This window comes from Proteus sp. G2673 (assembly GCF_009915125.1).
In the GTDB taxonomy this organism is placed as follows: domain Bacteria; phylum Pseudomonadota; class Gammaproteobacteria; order Enterobacterales; family Enterobacteriaceae; genus Proteus; species Proteus penneri.
Genome location: NZ_JAABLT010000018.1, coordinates 188,050 through 206,636, shown reverse-complemented (window position 1 = coordinate 206,636; position 18,587 = coordinate 188,050). Strand labels below are relative to the sequence as shown.

13 protein-coding genes are annotated in these 18,587 nt (G+C 39.6%); 7 read left to right on the top strand and 6 right to left on the bottom strand.

Going from position 1 to position 18,587, the window contains the following annotated elements:
- Positions 1 to 53: 53 nt before the first annotated feature.
- The 4 genes from GWI59_RS09515 to dpaL all read right to left on the bottom strand — a co-directional run bounded on the left by GWI59_RS09515 (position 54) and on the right by dpaL (position 5,517).
- Positions 54 to 1,328 carry an MFS transporter gene (locus tag GWI59_RS09515; protein WP_072064521.1) on the bottom strand — a complete coding sequence of 425 codons (1,275 nt, stop codon included), beginning with the start codon at positions 1,326 to 1,328 and terminating at the stop codon, positions 54 to 56.
- Between the two features lie 95 nt (positions 1,329 to 1,423).
- On the bottom strand, positions 1,424 to 3,010 hold the full coding sequence (locus GWI59_RS09510) for an N-acyl-D-amino-acid deacylase family protein (protein WP_072064522.1): 1,587 nt from the start codon (positions 3,008 to 3,010) through the stop codon (positions 1,424 to 1,426).
- 73 nt (positions 3,011 to 3,083) lie between these two features.
- The gene (locus tag GWI59_RS09505; RefSeq protein WP_072064523.1) at positions 3,084 to 4,268 is read right to left on the bottom strand and encodes a YgeY family selenium metabolism-linked hydrolase; all 1,185 of its coding nucleotides are present in this window, start codon (positions 4,266 to 4,268) and stop codon (positions 3,084 to 3,086) included.
- Positions 4,269 to 4,299: 31 nt separating this feature from the next.
- Entirely contained in the window at positions 4,300 to 5,517 is a 1,218-nt protein-coding gene (gene dpaL, locus GWI59_RS09500) for a diaminopropionate ammonia-lyase (protein ID WP_109847930.1), read from the bottom strand.
- A gap of 364 nt (positions 5,518 to 5,881) precedes the next feature.
- On the opposite strand from dpaL, the gene GWI59_RS09495 reads away from it, so the two are divergent.
- From GWI59_RS09495 to GWI59_RS09465, 7 genes are all read left to right on the top strand, one after another.
- Complete coding sequence (locus GWI59_RS09495; protein WP_115065050.1) at positions 5,882 to 7,678, top strand: sigma-54 interaction domain-containing protein; 1,797 nt, start codon at positions 5,882 to 5,884, stop codon at positions 7,676 to 7,678.
- Between the two features lie 181 nt (positions 7,679 to 7,859).
- Entirely contained in the window at positions 7,860 to 8,774 is a 915-nt protein-coding gene (locus tag GWI59_RS09490) for a restriction endonuclease (protein WP_115065049.1), read from the top strand.
- Between the two features lie 125 nt (positions 8,775 to 8,899).
- Positions 8,900 to 11,491: a type I restriction-modification system subunit M gene (locus GWI59_RS09485; RefSeq protein WP_161724544.1), complete on the top strand. Its 2,592-nt coding sequence runs from the start codon at positions 8,900 to 8,902 to the stop codon at positions 11,489 to 11,491.
- A 1-nt stretch (position 11,492) separates the two neighbouring features.
- Positions 11,493 to 12,674 carry a restriction endonuclease subunit S gene (locus GWI59_RS09480; protein WP_161724541.1) on the top strand — a complete coding sequence of 394 codons (1,182 nt, stop codon included), beginning with the start codon at positions 11,493 to 11,495 and terminating at the stop codon, positions 12,672 to 12,674.
- A 14-nt stretch (positions 12,675 to 12,688) separates the two neighbouring features.
- On the top strand, positions 12,689 to 15,913 hold the full coding sequence (locus GWI59_RS09475) for a type I restriction endonuclease subunit R (protein ID WP_161724537.1): 3,225 nt from the start codon (positions 12,689 to 12,691) through the stop codon (positions 15,911 to 15,913).
- A gap of 359 nt (positions 15,914 to 16,272) precedes the next feature.
- Positions 16,273 to 16,530, top strand: coding sequence for a YjhX family toxin (locus GWI59_RS09470; RefSeq protein ID WP_072064529.1), 258 nt, complete (start codon positions 16,273 to 16,275; stop codon positions 16,528 to 16,530).
- Between the two features lie 10 nt (positions 16,531 to 16,540).
- Positions 16,541 to 17,287, top strand: a complete 747-nt coding sequence (locus GWI59_RS09465; RefSeq protein WP_006535613.1) for an SAM-dependent methyltransferase — start codon at positions 16,541 to 16,543, stop codon at positions 17,285 to 17,287.
- A gap of 434 nt (positions 17,288 to 17,721) precedes the next feature.
- Here GWI59_RS09465 and GWI59_RS17425 read toward each other — a convergent pair whose 3' ends face one another.
- Positions 17,722 to 18,153, bottom strand: a complete 432-nt coding sequence (locus GWI59_RS17425) for a hypothetical protein (RefSeq protein WP_202608836.1) — start codon at positions 18,151 to 18,153, stop codon at positions 17,722 to 17,724.
- Between the two features lie 49 nt (positions 18,154 to 18,202).
- Positions 18,203 to 18,586 (bottom strand): hypothetical protein, encoded by a 384-nt coding sequence (locus GWI59_RS17420; protein WP_202608835.1) that lies wholly within the window; start codon positions 18,584 to 18,586, stop codon positions 18,203 to 18,205.
- Position 18,587: the final 1 nt, after the last annotated feature.

The following is an 18,587-nucleotide window of genomic DNA, read 5'->3' as shown; positions in this document are numbered from 1 at the left end:
TATTTTAATAACATCACATTTATTTAAATATAAACGTTATTGATACTGATTAATTAAACGGGTGCTGGTGTATTGCGCATTTTAACAGTGAACGTCACAACAGCAGAAGCGACTAATGCAATTATCATAAACATAAATGCACTGTCATAACTGCCGCCACTCGCTTTAATTAAGAAGCCCATAACCGGTGCGGAAACAACCCCCGCCATTTGGCCACCGAAGTTAACAATTCCTGAAGCACGACCCATGATTTTATTGGGGATAGTATCCATTAAAATACCCCAGAACATTGCCATGGCAAAGAACATAAACAGTGCTGAAATACACTGATATACAACAGCCATATCCGCACTTTCAACAGTATAAGTCATATATAAGAAGCCCGCGGCAATCACTGCGGTGATCATATATAACCATTTACGCTGTGCTTTGCATTTATCAGAAACATAACCGCCTAATAATGTCCCACCCGCACCAAATAAGAATGGAATAGCCGCCATTACCCCTGTTTTAGCCAAAGAGAATTCACGAACAGTAATTAAATAGCTTGGTAACCACGTTGAAAATCCCCAAAAGGTAATATCAAACAGAAACCAAATCGCCGCCATTTGCCATAACACTGGCATTTTTAACACATCTTTAAAAGGTACGGCTTCAACAGGTTTATCCGTTAATGTGCCATCCGCTGCTAATTCATCGAGATCTTGTTGAGTAATACTTGGGTGATCTTTTGGGTTATCACGAGTAAAGAAATAAATACCCGCTGCAATTAATAAGCCCGGAATACCTAAAACAATAAACACCATATGCCAGCCAAAAGCGCCGATAATACTGGCTGCAACAATGACGGCTAATGCTGGCCCTAACGTATTGACTGTTGATTGAATTGCCGTTGCACGACCACGCTCTTTAGATGGGAAATAAGTCGAGATCATTTTCCAAGAAGCGGATGGAAAACAGCCTTCACCAATACCAAATAAGAATCGCACTGCTAACATTAACGGTAATGTAAACACCATACCCGTTAAACTGGTGAAGACTGACCACCATGCAATGCCAATTGCCATAATTTTACGAGCACCAAAGCGGTCAGCTAAGAAACCACCCGGTATTTGGAATGCCGCATAACCGACAAAGAACGCACTGATGATTAAGCCTTGTTGTGTGGTATCAAGATTAAGATCACGCCCAATAAAAGGTAACGAAACACTCATCACCATTCTATCTAAAAATGAAAGTAACCATGCTAACCAAATTAAGGATAAAACGGTGTAACGAGCTTTCCATGTTTTCTTCGGTTGAAGGTCTGGAATAATATTTGAACTCATTTTCCTGTTCCTCAAGTAAGGGGAAACCATCACGGTTGAAGAACAACCGTGATAAACAGAGATAAGATTTAACGTTTAAGAGCGCTATTGTGTTGTTATGCTCTTAAAACATGACCGCTACAGGCGTAACTTTCGACTCCATTAATTAAAGCGATACGCCCATTGACCATCACCAGATCAATCCCTTCTGGGTATTGGTTTGGTTCAACAAACGTGCCTTTATCAATAATGGTTTCAGGATCAAGCATCACAATGTCTGCCGCATAGCCTTCTTTAATTAAGCCTCTATCGGTTAATCGAAGGACTTCAGCTGGTTTACCTGTCATTTTGCGGATAGCTTGTTCCCAAGTGAGACATTTTTCTTCTCTGACGTATTTCCCTAAAACACGAGGGAATGCACCAAATACGCGAGGATGAGGTTTACCAGCTCCCATTAACCCATCAGTACAGACGTTTTGTTCAGGACGACATAAGAATTTGATAACGTGTTCTTCTGTGCCGTAAAAATCCACCATTCCTACCGCATTTTCTTCTTCGTATAGCAGATCAAAGGTTGCGTTATACGGATCTTTACCTCTCAATTTGCCTAGCTCGACAAGGCTAAGTCCAACGGCATCTTGGTTTTTTTCTGTTTTAGAGCTAGTGACATAAATATTTTCTAAGCCTGCAAAATCAATAAAGTTATCCCAACCCGGAATACCTTTTTCGATATCTTCAATCATCTTTTTACGCAGTTCAGGAGAAGCTAAGCGTTCTAATAATTTCTCTGTACCTCCTGCGTGAACCCAAGGCGGTAAAATCACCCCAAGCATGGTACTGCCTGCCACATACGGATATTGGTCAAAAGAGATACGAATGCCCTCTTCTTGTGCTTGCTCTAACATACCAAGCATTTCGTCGATTAATCCCCAGTTTTTCTTACCGCAAACTTTCATATGGGAAATATGCAACCAAACACCTGATGCTTTGGCGATATCAATAAGCTCTTGAGTTGATTGAATAATATCGTCAGCTTCGCTACGCTGGTGTACAACAAAAATACCATTATGTTTTGCTGTAACCTTACAAAGTTCGATCATTTCAGCGGTATCACCAAAGGCACAAGGCATATAAATCAATCCTGTTGATAAACCAAACGCCCCTGCTTTTAACTCACGCTCTAAGATCTCACACATTTTGGCGACATCTTCACGAGTAGAAGGATTACCTTCTAATCCCATCGCTTCCATTCGGATGTTGCCATGAGGAACAAGGTAAGCAAGATTGGTTGCTGAGCCTCGGGCTTCCAACATTCCTAAGTAACCTTCGGTATTTTTAAAATGCCAATCAATGCTGTCAGAATCTCCATCTAACCCCGCAATATTCTTGCGCCATGCAGAAATATACTGTTCTGGTAAGGGTGCTAACGCGACACCATCTTGCCCTAACAATTCAGTGGTGATCCCTTGGCGGATTTTGGCAGATAAAGCGGGATTAAGCAGAGCAGAAAGATCTGAGTGAGTGTGGGTATCAATAAAGCCGGGGCAGACTATCTTCCCTGTAGCATCAATAATTTGATCATTCGTTTTAGCATCAAACTGACCGATTTTTATTATTTTTCCTTCGTTAACCACAACATCAGCTTGAAATGCACTTGCCCCTGTTCCATCAATAACAGTGGCGTTTTTAAATATTGTTTTCATTCTGTTATTTCTCCAAAGAGCATCTGACTATTTCGCCAGATACTCTTCTAGTAAGGATTTTTTTGAGTAAGAATTAAAGGTGATAAAGGCTGTTCATAATGCTGTAATACCCCTTCGCCGCACCTTTTAACTGTTCAATTTCGATATATTCATCAATGGTGTGTGCTAAGTTTTCGCGAGATGGGCCAAAACCAATGGTTTTAATACCCGCTTCACCCGCATAGTGGCTACCGTTGGTACAGAAAGAGTATTGTGTGACGGTAGGGTTAAAGCCGGACTCATGCAGCCCTTTTAAAACGCTTTGCACGTAAGGATCACTCTCTTCTAATACCCAACCTGGGAAGAAACGTTCACCTTCAATAGTGGCGCCGGTGTAACATTTTTCAGTACCGTAGGCATAAGAGACTTTAGCTTTAAAATCAGCGTCTTGAGAAGTTAGTTCATCAATGGCTTTTTGTAATGGTGCAAGCACTTCCTCTTTAGTTTCACCGACTAATAAACGACGATCGTAAGTGGCACGGCAATATTCAGGTACAACCGAAGCGCCTGGATAAGGTGATGATTTAATATCCGTAAGTTCTAAGATCCCTTTTCCTAAAACAGGATGAACGGGTGGTGTTAGGGTTCTGATCTTCTCGATCAGTTTTGCCATTTTATAAACAGAGTTGATCCCTGCATCTGGATTGGCGGAGTGAGCGGGCTTACCAAAGGTTTCAACAACAATCTCGGCACGACCTCGTTGCCCAATTTTGAGGTTTAATTCTGAGGCTTCACCAATCACCACATAGTCTGGCTTATAGCGCTCAGAAACTAATCTAGCGGCAACACCTTCAAAACACTCTTCATGCACAATACAAGAGACATAAATACGACCGGCAAAATTGCGCTGATTATCTTGGCCATAAAAACCAATCGCTGAAATCATTGCAGCGACGGCACCTTTCATATCACTGGTGCCACGACCATAAATCTTGCCATCTTTGATTTCTGCACCATAAGGCTTTTCTTTCCAATCACGTTCACTTACTGGCACAGTGTCGATATGACCATCAAAAACAAGGGTTTTCCCTGGGTGTTGACCTATAATTCCGCCAATGATATTGCCGTATTTATCAATATGAATATCATCAAAATCATAGCTTTTCATCATCTCTTCTATGACTTTAACAACGTTACCTTCTTCACCTGAATAGCTTTTTTGTTGGATTAATAATTGGCAATTCTTAATAACTTCATCAAATCGGTTTGCTGATAACATACTTTTTCACTCCAAAAGACTTATTTGTTTTTTAAAATTGTTTGAAGCTAGGCAACTCGCCATCCCACACGATATCGCGATAACGCTCAGGATCTGTGTCACCTTCAGTGCTGATCACAAGCACTCTTGCATTTTCATCTAATCCCAGCTCTTCTTTCACGCTTTGATAAACCGGTGATTGCATTAAAATAGAGAGCAACCCTGTTGTCACAGCGCCAGATTCACCAGAAATGATGTGCGGATCACCGGGTAAAGGGTTCCCTAAAATCCGCATTCCCCTAGTCGCGACGGCATCAGGGCAAGAGAAAAATGCCGCTGAATAATCGCGTAATAAATTCCAACCAATACTATTCGCTTCACCACAAGCAAGCCCCGCCATAACGGTTTGTAAATCTCCGCCAACAGGAATGGCATCCGCTTTTCCTGATACGGCAGATCGATATAAACAGTCGGCAATACGTGCTTCTGCCACAATCACTTTTGGCGCTTGTTTACCATAAGCAGCGGTGACCATACCTTGCACCATACCCGCAAAAGAGCCTACGCCGGCTTGCACAAAAATATGCGTCGGAGGTACTTCATGTAATTGCGCGAGAGATTCCAGCATTAAAGTGCCATAGCCTTGCATGATCCAAAGTGGGATCTCTTCATAGCCATCCCATGCAGTGTCTTGAACCACGATCCAGCCATACTTTTCAGCCATTTCCGCCGTCATTCTCACCGCATCGTCATAGTTCATATCAACGATTTCAGCGACGGCACCTTCACGTAAAATGGCATCTAAGCGTTCTTGTGATGATCCTTTTGGCATATAGACCACCGCTTTTTGCTTTAACTGTCTTGCCATCCAAGCAACACCACGTCCATGATTCCCGTCAGTGGTTGTCGCAAAAGTGACGCCATTTAACTTTTTCCTGATCTCATCACTGATCATTACCTCATAAGGTAATTCACTTATGTCCATTTCGAGGAAATCAGCAATATGGCGCGCCATCGCGTAAGCACCACCTAACGCTTTAAACGCCTTCAAACCAAAACGGAAAGACTCATCTTTAAGATATAATTCACCCACCCCTAAAGTTTTAGCTAACTGGGGTAAATGAAATAACGGTGTAGGTGCGTATCCTGGAATAGTTCTATGAAAATCTAACGCTTTAGCTAACTCTTCATAACGAAAAGGGGCTAGCTCAGCGGTTGGTTTTCGCGTAAATGAACTTTGGTTAATCAGGTACTGCAATTGCTCCTGCATGGAATTACCTCTTAATCACACTTTAAAATTCGCGATAACCCAATATCGCGATTAATCGAAATACATAGGGTTATCCCCTATATCGCAATATGTATGCCAACTCACTCAAAAAGCATTTAATAGAGATGCAATATTTTGATTTTAAATAGATTTATTATTTAACTGATTAAAAGATGAAATTAATCATGCAGAAAAGCTGTGATCTAGGCGGTTTTATTTAAGTGATAAATTATCAATAATAAGAAACTGTGTGAGCTTTATACAAAAAATACATAACTATTTAATAAATAACAATTAAATTAACCAATCTAAATAAGTGATGATAATTTATTATCAATATTGATAATTTTAAGGTGAGAATGTGATGCACTCATTGCTAAGTACCCTACAAGATGAAATCAGCAAATATACCGATGCCATTGCAGGGATCACTGGCACTGATGTTGAAATTATTGATAACAATTTAATTCGTATTGCTGGTACAGGACGTTACCGTTATATGCTCAATCAAGATGTCTCCAATAATGGGCATATTTATCGCCATGTGCTGCAAGTACAAAAGACTATTTTGATTGAAGATCCGAAAGAAAATAGCCTCTGCCAACTGTGTCAAAATCGCTTAACATGCACTGAAGAGCTTGATCTAAATGCCCCTATTTTTCTGAATAACCAAGTTATTGGTGTCATTGGCATTATCTGTTCTAACCGAGAACAGAAAATGTTTTTAATGAAGCAAAAACAAGCCTTTATCACCTTTATTGAACAATTTTCAGAGATGATTTCAAGTCGTGTTTTTGAATGCCTTGAAAGGCTTCGTGAACAAGAGCGATTTGGTACTTTTCGCAATTTAATTGATGTGATGGATAGAGGCGTAATTGCTATTGATAGCCAAGGTAAGATTTGGCACGCCAATCTTTCTGCTTTGCGTTTTTTTGATTGTGAGCTTATTGGTCAGTCTCTTGATATCAATATGACAGGCGACATCCTTTATGGTGATGAAGAAGCGTGGCTGATATTAAACCAACAACACTATCATGTTCTGTGTAAAAAAATCACCTTTTCATCGGTTGATAATGACCAACTTACCATGGTTATCTTTCATGATGCTCGTGATTATATGACACAAATAAATACCCTTTCCGTTGATGAAAATCCCCACTCTCCTTTAATTGGTAATTCACAAAATATGCTCCAATTAAAAAGCATGCTAAGTAAAGTTGCCGTAAGTCATGCCAGTGTGCTTATCACCGGAGAAAGCGGTTCAGGTAAAGAAGTGGTGGCTTACACTATTCACCAACAAAGCCTACGCACAAAGCAGCCCTTTATTACTATTAACTGTGCGGCTATTCCTGAACAACTCTTAGAAAGTGAGCTTTTTGGTTATGTGCGGGGCGCTTTTAGTGGTGCTGATCCTAAAGGACGTATTGGTAAATTTGAATTGGCACATGGTGGTAGCCTATTTCTTGATGAAATTGGGGATATGCCTTTGCATTTACAAGCCAAACTTTTACGTGTGCTCCAAGAAAAAAGCATTACCCGTGTTGGCTCTAATAATCTAATTAATATTGATGTGCGTATTATTGCCGCCACAAACAAAGATCTGCGTGAAATGGTAAATAAAGGGCAATTCCGTGAAGATCTGTTTTATCGCCTCAATGTTGTACCGATCCATACGCCTGCATTACGTGATCATCGAGAAGATATTGCAGAACTAGCACAATTTTTTGCCGACGATTTAGCATTAACCTATCAACGGCCTACGACGAAGATCCCAAATTCCATTATTAACTGCTTATATTCCTATGATTGGCCTGGCAATATCAGAGAGTTACGCAATGTCATTGAGTATATGTATGTTATGCAAGGCGATACTGTTGATTTAAACCTTAGTCACCTTCCGCCTTATTTATTAGAAACACCACATTCTGCTCCTTTAGAAAAAGACAAAACCGTAGTATCCATACAGAAAACAGATAATAAAGATAAAACTCAGCCATTAAACACACAAGAGCTTCTCAAAACTCAAAGCCTGACATCAGAATATCAAACCATTATGAGCATATTAGAAAAAACAGGAACAACACTGGAAGGAAAGAAGAAAGCAGCTGAAATCTTAGGGATCAGTATTGCTACCTTATATAGAAAAATAAAAAATCACTAGGGATCAAAACAAAAATGGAAACAGAAGGAAATCTAAAATTATAAGATAAGCATGATTATTTAAATTTAGATACCCCCTAATTATGGGCATTTATAATACACTCAATCTCTAACTTAACATCCATGAAGTTCAGTGCCATAGTATAGAAATTCATGCTAAACATCTCTTATAGAGGATTTCCATGGCAGTCCCAACCTACGATAAATTTATTGAACCTGTCTTACGTTTTTTAAAACATCACCCTGAAGGTATTGCAGCAAAAGATGTCCATGAAAACGTCGCCAACATATTAGAATTAGATGATAATCAGTGTGCAGAACTCCTTTCAAGTGGACAATTAGTCTATAAAAATCGTGCGGGCTGGGCTCATGATAGATTAAAACGGGCTGGACTGTCGCAAAGCTTATCTAGAGGTAAATGGTGCCTAACAGAAGCCGGTTTTGAATGGATCAAAAATAATCCATTTCCTCTCACTAAAGAACAAATCGATCACTTAGCCTTGGATTTTGTTGATGTAAAACTCAACACTAATCCTGATGTCGTATTACTCGATGAAGATACACCGCGCACCCCAGATACCTCCCAACAGATACGAAGCCCAGACGAGCGTCTAAACGATGCATTAAAAGAAATTCGTGAATCTATCGCCATTGATTTACTTGAAAATTTACTTCAAGTATCACCTACTCGCTTTGAATTTATTGTATTAGATATACTGCATAAACTAGGTTATGGCGGCCATCGTGATGATTTAAAACGCGTTGGTGGGGCTGGTGATGGGGGGATTGATGGAATAATTTCCCTAGATAAACTGGGGCTAGAAAAAATTTATGTTCAAGCAAAACGCTGGCAAGGTACTGTCGGACGCCCTAATTTACAAGCGTTTTATGGCGCCCTTATCGGTCAAAAAGCCAAGCGAGGCATTTTTATTACCACATCGGGTTATAGTGCTCAAGCCATTGACTTTGCAAAGTCAGTTGAAGGATTAGTACTTATTGATGGTAATCGTTTAGTTAACTTGATGATGGATAACGAAATTGGTGTAAGTTCACAAATAGTCAAGTTACCTAAGTTGGATATGGATTATTTTGAGTAATGACAATGGGTTGCAGACATTGTTATACCAATAGTGTTTAATACAGACAAATCCAATTTCGGTACTTGCTTTGCCCTCTTTACGCGCATTGCTCAGTCACAAATAAATAATTATTAGAGTAGGATATGAATAAACAACAATTAGCCGCAAAGATTTGGGAATCGGCTAACCAAATGCGTTCTAAAATTGAAGCGAACGAATACAAAGATTACATACTTGGTTTTATCTTTTACAAATACCTAAGCGACCAACTAGTGCAGTTTGTCACCAAAGAAGGGATGACAGCCGAAGATATCAAAAACCTTAATGAAGAAGACACCGATACTGTTCAATATGTGCAAAGTAACTTGGGTTACTTTATTGCTTATGACAATCTTTTTTCTACATGGGTTGATCCAAAATTTGAATTTGATGAATCTAATGTGCGTGATGCGCTTTCTGCCTTCAGCCGTTTAATTTCACCTACCTACAAAAAACTCTTTGAAGGCATTTTTACGACCTTAGAAACAGGTTTAAGCAAGCTGGGCGAAAGTGCAGGTAAACGAACCAAAGCTATCAGTGATTTATTACACTTGATCAAAAGCATTCCAATGAATGCCAATCAAGGATATGACGTATTGGGTTATATTTACGAATACTTGATTGAAAAGTTTGCCGCTAATGCAGGTAAAAAAGCGGGTGAGTTTTATACTCCACATGAAGTCTCTGTACTGATGTCGAATATTGTCGCTCACGCATTAAAAGATAAAGATAATATTGAAATTTACGATCCGACTTCAGGCTCAGGTTCGTTATTGATCAATATTGGTGAAGCGGTTCAGAAATATGCTAAAAATAAAGATAGCGTCACCTATTACGCCCAAGAATTAAAAGCGAATACCTACAACTTAACCCGTATGAACCTAATCATGCGCGGTATTAAAGCCAGCAATATTAAAACCCGTAATGGGGATACACTAGAAGACGATTGGCCGTATTTTGATGAAAATGATCCACAAGGCTCATACGAAACATTATATGTCGATGCCGTAGTCTCCAATCCCCCTTATTCTCAAAATTGGGAACCTACGGATAAAAGTAACGATCCTCGCTATTCACGCTTTGGTCTCGCCCCGAAAACGAAAGCCGATTTTGCATTTTTACTGCATGACCTCTATCACTTAAAGCCTAATGGCATTATGACTATCGTCTTGCCCCATGGTGTGTTATTCCGTGGCGGTGAAGAAGGTGAAATTCGCAAACAACTTATTGAACAAAATCACATTGATACCATTATCGGTTTACCCGCCAATATCTTTTTTGGCACAGGTATTCCTACCGTCATTTTGGTTCTTAAACAAAAACGTGAAAATACTGATGTATTAATTATTGATGCTTCCAAGCATTTTATAAAAGAAGGTAAAAATAATAAGTTACAAGCCAGTGATATCAAACGCATTACTGACGCAGTGATTAATCGCGAAAATATTGATAAATTTTCGCAAGTAGTCAGCAAAAAAACGCTCCAAGATAATGGCTACAACCTGAATATTCCGCGCTATGTCGACTCTTCGGAAACGCCAGAAAGTTGGGATTTACATGCTACGATGCTAGGTGGTATTCCTAACAGTGAAATTGCAGCGCTACATCAGTATTGGCAAGCATTTCCACAATTACACCATGCGTTGTTTACACCAAAATCAGAGGCTTATAGTGAGCTTGCGATTGAAAAATCCGCGGTTAATGCTTTTATTAGCCAGCACGCTGAAGTAGTCGCGTTTATCAAACACTACAATCAAGCTTTTAATGGTTTTGATGATCATCTAAACCACCAGCTAATACAAAACTACAAAAACGTTAATCGTAATCAGCAAGAAGAAGCACTCAGTGTTGAACTGTTTACTCGCTTAGCCCCTATTGCCTTAATCGACAAATACCAAGCTTATCAATTTCTTAATAACCAATGGCAGGTCATTAGCGCCGATTTAGAAATGATACAAACGGAAGACTTTAACGCCACTAAAAAAGTCGATCCCAATATGGTGATAAAGAAAAAAAATGGCAAAGATATCGAAGTGCAAGACGGTTGGAAGGGTCATATACTGCCGTTTGATTTAGTACAACAAACCTATTTAAGCGATGACTTACAAGCTCTGACTGATCAAGAAACACGGTTAGCAGAAATCACCAGCTCCCTAGAAGAGATTTTTGAATCACTGACTGAAGAAGAAAAAGAGCAAGAAACCGTAAAAGAGAGCAAAGATGGTTTTGCGAATACGGAAGTGGGTAAAGCGGCTAAAGTCTTCTTAAAAGAGCAAAAAGACGCAAAAACCAAATTCGCGCCAGAGAGCTATGAAGCAAAAATCATTGAAGCAAGTAAGCTTATCGATAAAGAAAAAGCGCTGAAAAAAGCGGTAAAAGACGCAAGCATCGCGCTTCATTTAAAAACAAAGACGACCCTCGAAGCGTTAAGTGATGAGCAAGTCCATACGCTGCTACACCTTAAATGGATTGCCCCACTGTGCAATGAACTTCTAACCTTGCCAAACACAGTAATTACCCAACTAACCCGTCAAGTACAAGCATTAGCCGATAAATATGCAGTGACTTATTCACAAGTCGCCAATGAAATAAAAACCACTGAAAAAGAATTGGCTGACATGATGGGCGAACTGACGGGTAATAAGTTTGATATGCAGGGTTTAACTGAACTCGCTAGCTTATTAAAGGGTGAATAAGATGAGTGCAGATAAGAAAGTACCTGATATTCGCTTTAAGGGGTTTAGTGAGGAGTGGGTTGAAAATAATCTAGGTAATCTAATCGAAATTAGATCAGCTGCTCGAGTTCATAAAGAACAATGGACAGAAGTAGGTGTGCCATTTTTTAGAACAAGCGATGTTGTCTCTATTTATAAAGGGCAAGAAAATAACAAAGCCTATATATCTCATACTGTTTATCGAGGGCTATCTGAAAAGATAGGAAAGGTAACAAAAGACGATCTACTTATAACAGGTGGAGGATCTATTGGTATACCTTACCTAGTGCCGAACGATGAACCTTTATATTTCAAAGATGCTGATTTACTTTGGCTAAAAAATAATAAAAAATTCAATGGATATTTTCTATATTCCTTTTTCTTTAGCGAACCTTTCAAAAAACACATTAAAAGTATTTCTCATACAGGAACGATAGCGCACTACACTATTGAACAAGCGAAAACCACACCGATAAATACGTGTAGCGACAAAGAACAAACCCAAATCGGCAACTATTTCCAAAAGCTCGATAATTTAATCAACCAGCACCAACAAAAGCATGACAAACTCAGCAATATTAAAAAAACCATGCTGGAAAAAATGTTCCCTAAACAAGGCGAAACCGTGCCAAAAATTCGTTTTAAAGGGTTTAGTGAGGAATGGAGCGAAAAAGGGCTGGGCGAAGTATTTACTTATGAAAGACCTGATAATTACATTGTTAAATCATCTGTATATTCTGATGAGTATCAGACACCAGTGCTAACTGCTAACAAGGGGTTTCTTCTTGGCTATACTCATGAGAAATCGACATATAATGATCCGAGTATTATTTTTGATGATTTTACTCTTGACTGTAAATTTGTTGATTTCCCTTATATGGTAAAATCGTCAGCGATTAAAATTCTTACGATAAAGAACAGTACAAAATATGACCTTATATTCGCATTTTATTTACTGAATACCGCTCAAATTGAGGTAATGGGACATGCCCGACACTATATAAGTATTGTACAAAATACAAAAGTAAGTATACCTAAGAAAAATGAACAAATCGCCATCGGCAATTATTTCCAAAAGCTCGACGAACTAATTAACCAGCACCAACAACAGATCACTAAACTTAACCATATCAAGCAAGCTTGCTTAAGCAAAATGTTTATCTAGCAGGGAGTGCCATTATGACAACGTTTAAAACTGAAGCAGAATTTGAACAGGCTTTTATTAACGTTCTCACCCAAAAAGGATGGGAGCCTGAAATACTGAAAAACAAAACCGAAGCGGATTTACTGCAAAATTGGGCAAATATTTTATTTGAGAATAATCGCCAGCGTGATCGCCTAAACGATGTGCCATTAACCGATGGCGAAATGCAACAGATTATTGAGCAAATCAAAGCGCTAAAAACGCCAATCAAATTAAACGGTTTAATTAATGGCAAAACTATCGCCATTAAGCGCGATAACCCTGACGATACCTTGCATCTTGGTAAAGAAATCAGCTTAAAAATTTACGATCGCCAAGAAATTGCCGCCGGCCAAAGTCGTTACCAAATTGCACAGCAACCCCAATTTGAACGTGGTAGCCCTTTGCGTAACGATAGACGTGGTGATGTATTATTACTTATCAACGGCATGCCTGTGATCCATGTTGAGCTAAAACGCAGTGGTATTCCTGTTAGCCAAGCCGTCAACCAAATCGAAAAATACAGTGCAGAAGGGATATTTAGCGGGCTGTTTTCACTGATCCAAGTATTTGTGGCAATGGAGCCAAACGAAACCAAATACTTTGCTAACCCAGGAATGGACGGTAAATTTAACCCCAACTATCAATTTAACTGGGCCGATTTTAATAACGAGCCGATGAATCATTGGAAAGATATTGCATCAACCTTGCTTTCCATTCCCATGGCACACCAGTTAATTGGCTTTTATACCGTTGCAGATGATACTGACGGCATTCTTAAAGTGATGCGTAGTTATCAATATTACGCAGCCAATGCGATATCGGATAAAGTCGCTAAAACGCATTGGCACCAACTGGGTAGTGCAACAAATAATCCTGACCGCCTTGGCGGATATGTGTGGCATACCACCGGTTCAGGTAAAACCATGACCAGCTTTAAATCAGCACAGTTGATTGCACAATCTAAAGATGCCGATAAAGTTATTTTTTTAATGGACAGAATTGAATTAGGAACTCAGTCGCTTGCCGAATATCGTAATTTTGCAGGAGATGGCGAAGACGTACAAGCCACTGAAAATACCTATGTTCTTATTACTAAATTAAAAAGCAATAATCCAGCCGATACCTTAATTGTGAGTTCCATTCAGAAAATGAGCAATATTTTTGAGGAAGTTGATGATGAAGGAACGGCGACGAACTCTGTGGATATTGAAACAATACGTGCCAAGCGCTTAGTGTTTATTATTGATGAAGCACACCGCTCTACTTTCGGCGATATGCTGGTTATTATTAAACGAACCTTTCCACGCGCCCTCTTTTTTGGCTTTACAGGTACGCCGATCCAAGAAGAAAACGAAAAAAATGGGAATACGACTAGCACCGTTTTTGGCAATGAATTACATCGTTATAGCATTGCTGATGGAATACGCGATGGCAACGTACTGGGTTTTGACCCTTACAAAGTCCCTACATTTAAAGACAGTGACATAAGAAAGGCTGTTGCATTAGAGCAAGCTAAGGCTAACTCCGTGCAAGAGGTCATGGGTGATCCGGCCAAAAAGAAAAAATTTAATTATTTTATGAATGATGTTCCTATGGCTGGCTACAAAGATGCCAAAGGTAAATATCATAAAGGAATTGAAGATTATATTCCTAAAAGCCAATATTTAACGGATGCCCACCAAGAAAAAGTGGTAAGTGACATATTAGATAAGTGGGATGTCCTTAGCCAAGGTAATAAATTTCATGCCATTTTAGCCACTAATAGTATCGCCGAAGCCATTGATTATTACCGTCGTTTAAAAAAAGCCAATCCTGAACTAAAAGTATCCGCCCTATTTGATCCCCATATTGATAATGACGGCAGCGGTAACCGTGGCCCCACTTTTAAAGGTGATGGCTTAGAAGAAATTATGGCTGATTATAATGATCGTTATGGTCAAGATTTTGATTTTGCTCGCCACGCTGCTTTTAAGAAAGATCTAGCTGCTCGTCTTGCTCATAAAAAACCTTATGAGCGCATTCATACAGAGCCAACAAAACAATTAGATTTGCTGATTGTTGTAGATCAAATGCTCACAGGTTTTGATTCTAAATGGCTAAATACGTTATATTTAGATAAAGTCATTAAATATCAAAATATTATTCAAGCATTCTCACGGACTAATCGCTTATTTGGCCCTGATAAACCCCACGGTATTATTCGTTATTACCGCTATCCACATACGATGGAACAGCACATTAACGATGCTGTAAAACTCTATTCGGGTGACAGACCGATTGGCCTATTTGTTGATAGATTAGAAAGCAATCTTGAGGCCATGAATACGTTAATGGTGGATATTTCAGAGTTGTTTGTTAACGCAAGTGTTAATGATTTTGAAAAATTACCTGATGATATCGAAGCTTGTGCCAAATTCGCTAAATTATTCAATACCTTTAACCAACATTTAGAGGCGGCTAAAGTACAAGGTTTACATTGGGATCAATTAGTCTATTCATTTACTGAAAACGATGAAGAACATGAAGTCACACTGTCCATTGATGAACAAACCTATTTAAGCCTCGTCCTTCGTTACAAAGAGTTAGTCAGTAAAGCGGATAGTAGTGGTTCTGATGGTGGGGATGTTCCTTTTGATATCAGCGGTTATTTAACTGAAATAGATACTGGAAAAATTGATGCTGACTACATGAACAGTCGCTTTGATAAATATTTAAAAGAACTTAATAATCCTCAAGACGTTGCAAGTATTGAAACCACATTAAACGAGCTGCATAAGTCATTTGCATCACTGACACAAAGCGAGCAGAAATACGCTAAGCTTTTCTTACATGACTTACAGCGCGGCGATGCGCAATTAATTGAAGGCCATACTTTTAGAGACTATATCAATACCTATAAAGATAACGCCGAGAATGCACAAATAGGTGCCGTTGTTAATGCACTTGGTTTAAATAAAGCATCACTGATGGCGTTAATGGCGGATAGTGTTAATGAGAAAAACCTTAACAATTTTGGTCGCTTCGATGCATTAAAAGCAACTGTAAATAAAGCGAAAGCGAAAGCTTACTTTGAAAAACAAGATGGTGTCACTTTACCTCCATTTAAATTAAATATTCGTATTGATCAGTTTTTAAAGCAGTTTATTTTTGCAAAAACAGATGATCTCTTAAGTGATGTTGTTGACACAACAGACAGCGAATGCGGTTTTCCATCATAATAGACATTTAGATTAAAAAACCTCTGTCCAATAAACTGGGGTCAGTTCAAAACAGTCTGACACCTTCATTTCATGGCGACAATCCTACCGGTAGTTCGACACACTGCCGGCAGGGTTGCCTGTTTGAGATCACACTTTTCACTTCAGCCTTTTCACTTATAATAAACAGGTGTTATCATTCACTCTGTAAATACCTTTTCAACTCAACCCGAGGCTTTGATGCTGGAGAATGTCATCATCTGATAATCAGTTCCTTCGACCTTTACAGGCCGGACTGATTATCAATGCGCCGAAATCGAATGCGGACACCGCTGTGTGTTTGCACATTTTGCACATGATGATTAAACAGGTTTTCCAGTATGAATTTATCCCGTCAGGAACAACGTACCTTACACGTTCTCGCTAAAGGTGGACGTATTGCGTACGTCCGCGATGCATCTGGCCGCGTCACTTCCGTTGAATGCTACAGTCGCGAAGGGCTGTTGCTTACCGATTGCACGCTCGCCGTTTTCAAAAAACTCAAAACCAAAAAGCTGATCAAATCCGTTAACGGTCAGCCTTATCGTATTAACACCACCGGACTGAATAACGTCCGCGCCCAGCCCGATAACCGTTAAGGAGAGGATCATGGATATCCCACGCATTTTTACTATCAGTGAAAGCGAGCACCGCATTCATAACCCTTTTACGCCTGAAAAGTACGCCACACTGGGACGCGTGTTACGCATGAAGCCGGATGCCCGCATCCTTGACCTCGGCAGCGGCTCGGGAGAGATGTTGTGTACTTGGGCACGCGACTACAACATTACCGGTATCGGTATCGACATGAGCCCGCTTTTCACTACTCAGGCAAAGCTACGCGCAGAAGAACTTGGCGTCAGTGAACGCGTCCATTTTATTCATAACGACGCGGCGGGTTTCGTGGCGGATGAAAAATGCGACGTTGCGGCCTGCGTAGGTGCAACATGGATTGCAGGCGGCGTCGCCGGGACGATCGAACTCCTGGCTAAAAGCCTCAAACCGGGTGGGATCATGCTTATTGGAGAACCCTACTGGCGTCAGCTACCAGCAACGGAAGAAATAGCTCAGGCCTGTGGTGTTAGCTCGACGACTGATTTCCTGACATTGCCAAAGCTTGTCAGCGCGTTCGACGACCTCGGCTATGACGTGGTGGAAATGGTACTGGCAGATCAAGAAGGCTGGGATCGGTATGAGGCTGCGAAATGGCTGACGATGCGCCGCTGGCTCGAGGCTAATCCTGATGACGACTTCGCTGAGGAAGTCAGGGCCGAGCTAACACTCTCGCCGAAACGCCACGTAACGTACGCGCGGGAATACTTTGGCTGGGGCGTGTTTGCGCTCATCGCTAGGTAATAACAGGTTCCCGGTGTTTCTGGCTGGAAATATCGGGAGCTTCGCCTTTGCTTTGATCTTATCCATCACCTGTACAAAAATTATCGAAGTGACGTATATACTCAGTTATATACTCACACGGAGGTTGATGTGGGTTGAGTTAGATTGACATGCATTGACTGAAAACGCAGGAAAAGCCTTGTAAAACTGGGATTTCAGATACAAAAAAAGACGTCGATTGACGTCCATTGATGTTCTTATGGTGCGAAGGCCGGACTCGCTTTTATTAGGCAATGCATTGTTTTTATTTGGTATAAATTTATAGAAAAAATTTTGTATACTTAAATGTATACTCAGTAGTTTGGGGGTTGAAAAATGAGTTAACCAATACTTACGCTAGCAATTACTAGCATTAGTGATTTTAACCAAATATTTTACATAGAAACTACTAACTTCTATTTAACGGTTATCTCATAAACCTTACTAAAATCTTTGCCTAGATACATTGTTCCATACGTGAATCCACTGACTTTAATTGTAACCCTACCTTTCTTTAATGGCTTTCCATAAATAGTTATATTATGAAAATCTTCTTTTTTAAAAGTTTCACCATTCCATTCTTGATTCCAAGTTTTTGGCTTCCAGCTTAAGCCTGAATCTGTTGGATTGATTATCACTCCAGTTGTTTTACCACCCAATGCACCTCCTGATATTTGGATAATCTGAGAATACATCTGATTAATCTTTGCATCTGGAAGCTGACTTGGCATTATTTTAGGTGTCGAATTAACACACCCAGCTAATATAAAAAAGAAACAAAAAATTATAAATTTCACCTTAAGCTCTTTTTTCAAACAAACACGAGCAAGACATAAATCAATAAACACTTATTAATCATATCGATAGGTTAATTTGAATTTCAGTAAATTTTATTGTTTAGTCAATTTCTATTTCATAGGTTTTATGAAACTCCTTGCCTGCGTACATAATGCCAGAAGTATATCCATCAATTTTAATCTGAATAACTCCCTTTAATAATGGTATTCCAGTGATACTAATCTCATGGAAGTCCTCATCTTTTTGGGTTTTACCTTGAAATGTTAGATATGAAATCTTCGGACTCCATGTCAATCCAGAGTCTTGAGGTATTATTTTGACAGAAATACCTTTGGGGCTAATATACCCTCCGGATATATTAATTGTCGCATTATACGCAATGCCGGAGGTTCCTACTGGTAACTGATCAGGCGTTACTTTTGGAGTCGGGTTGCCGCACCCCATCAATATTAGTGATGCAAAAAATAAAATTATAATCTTCATT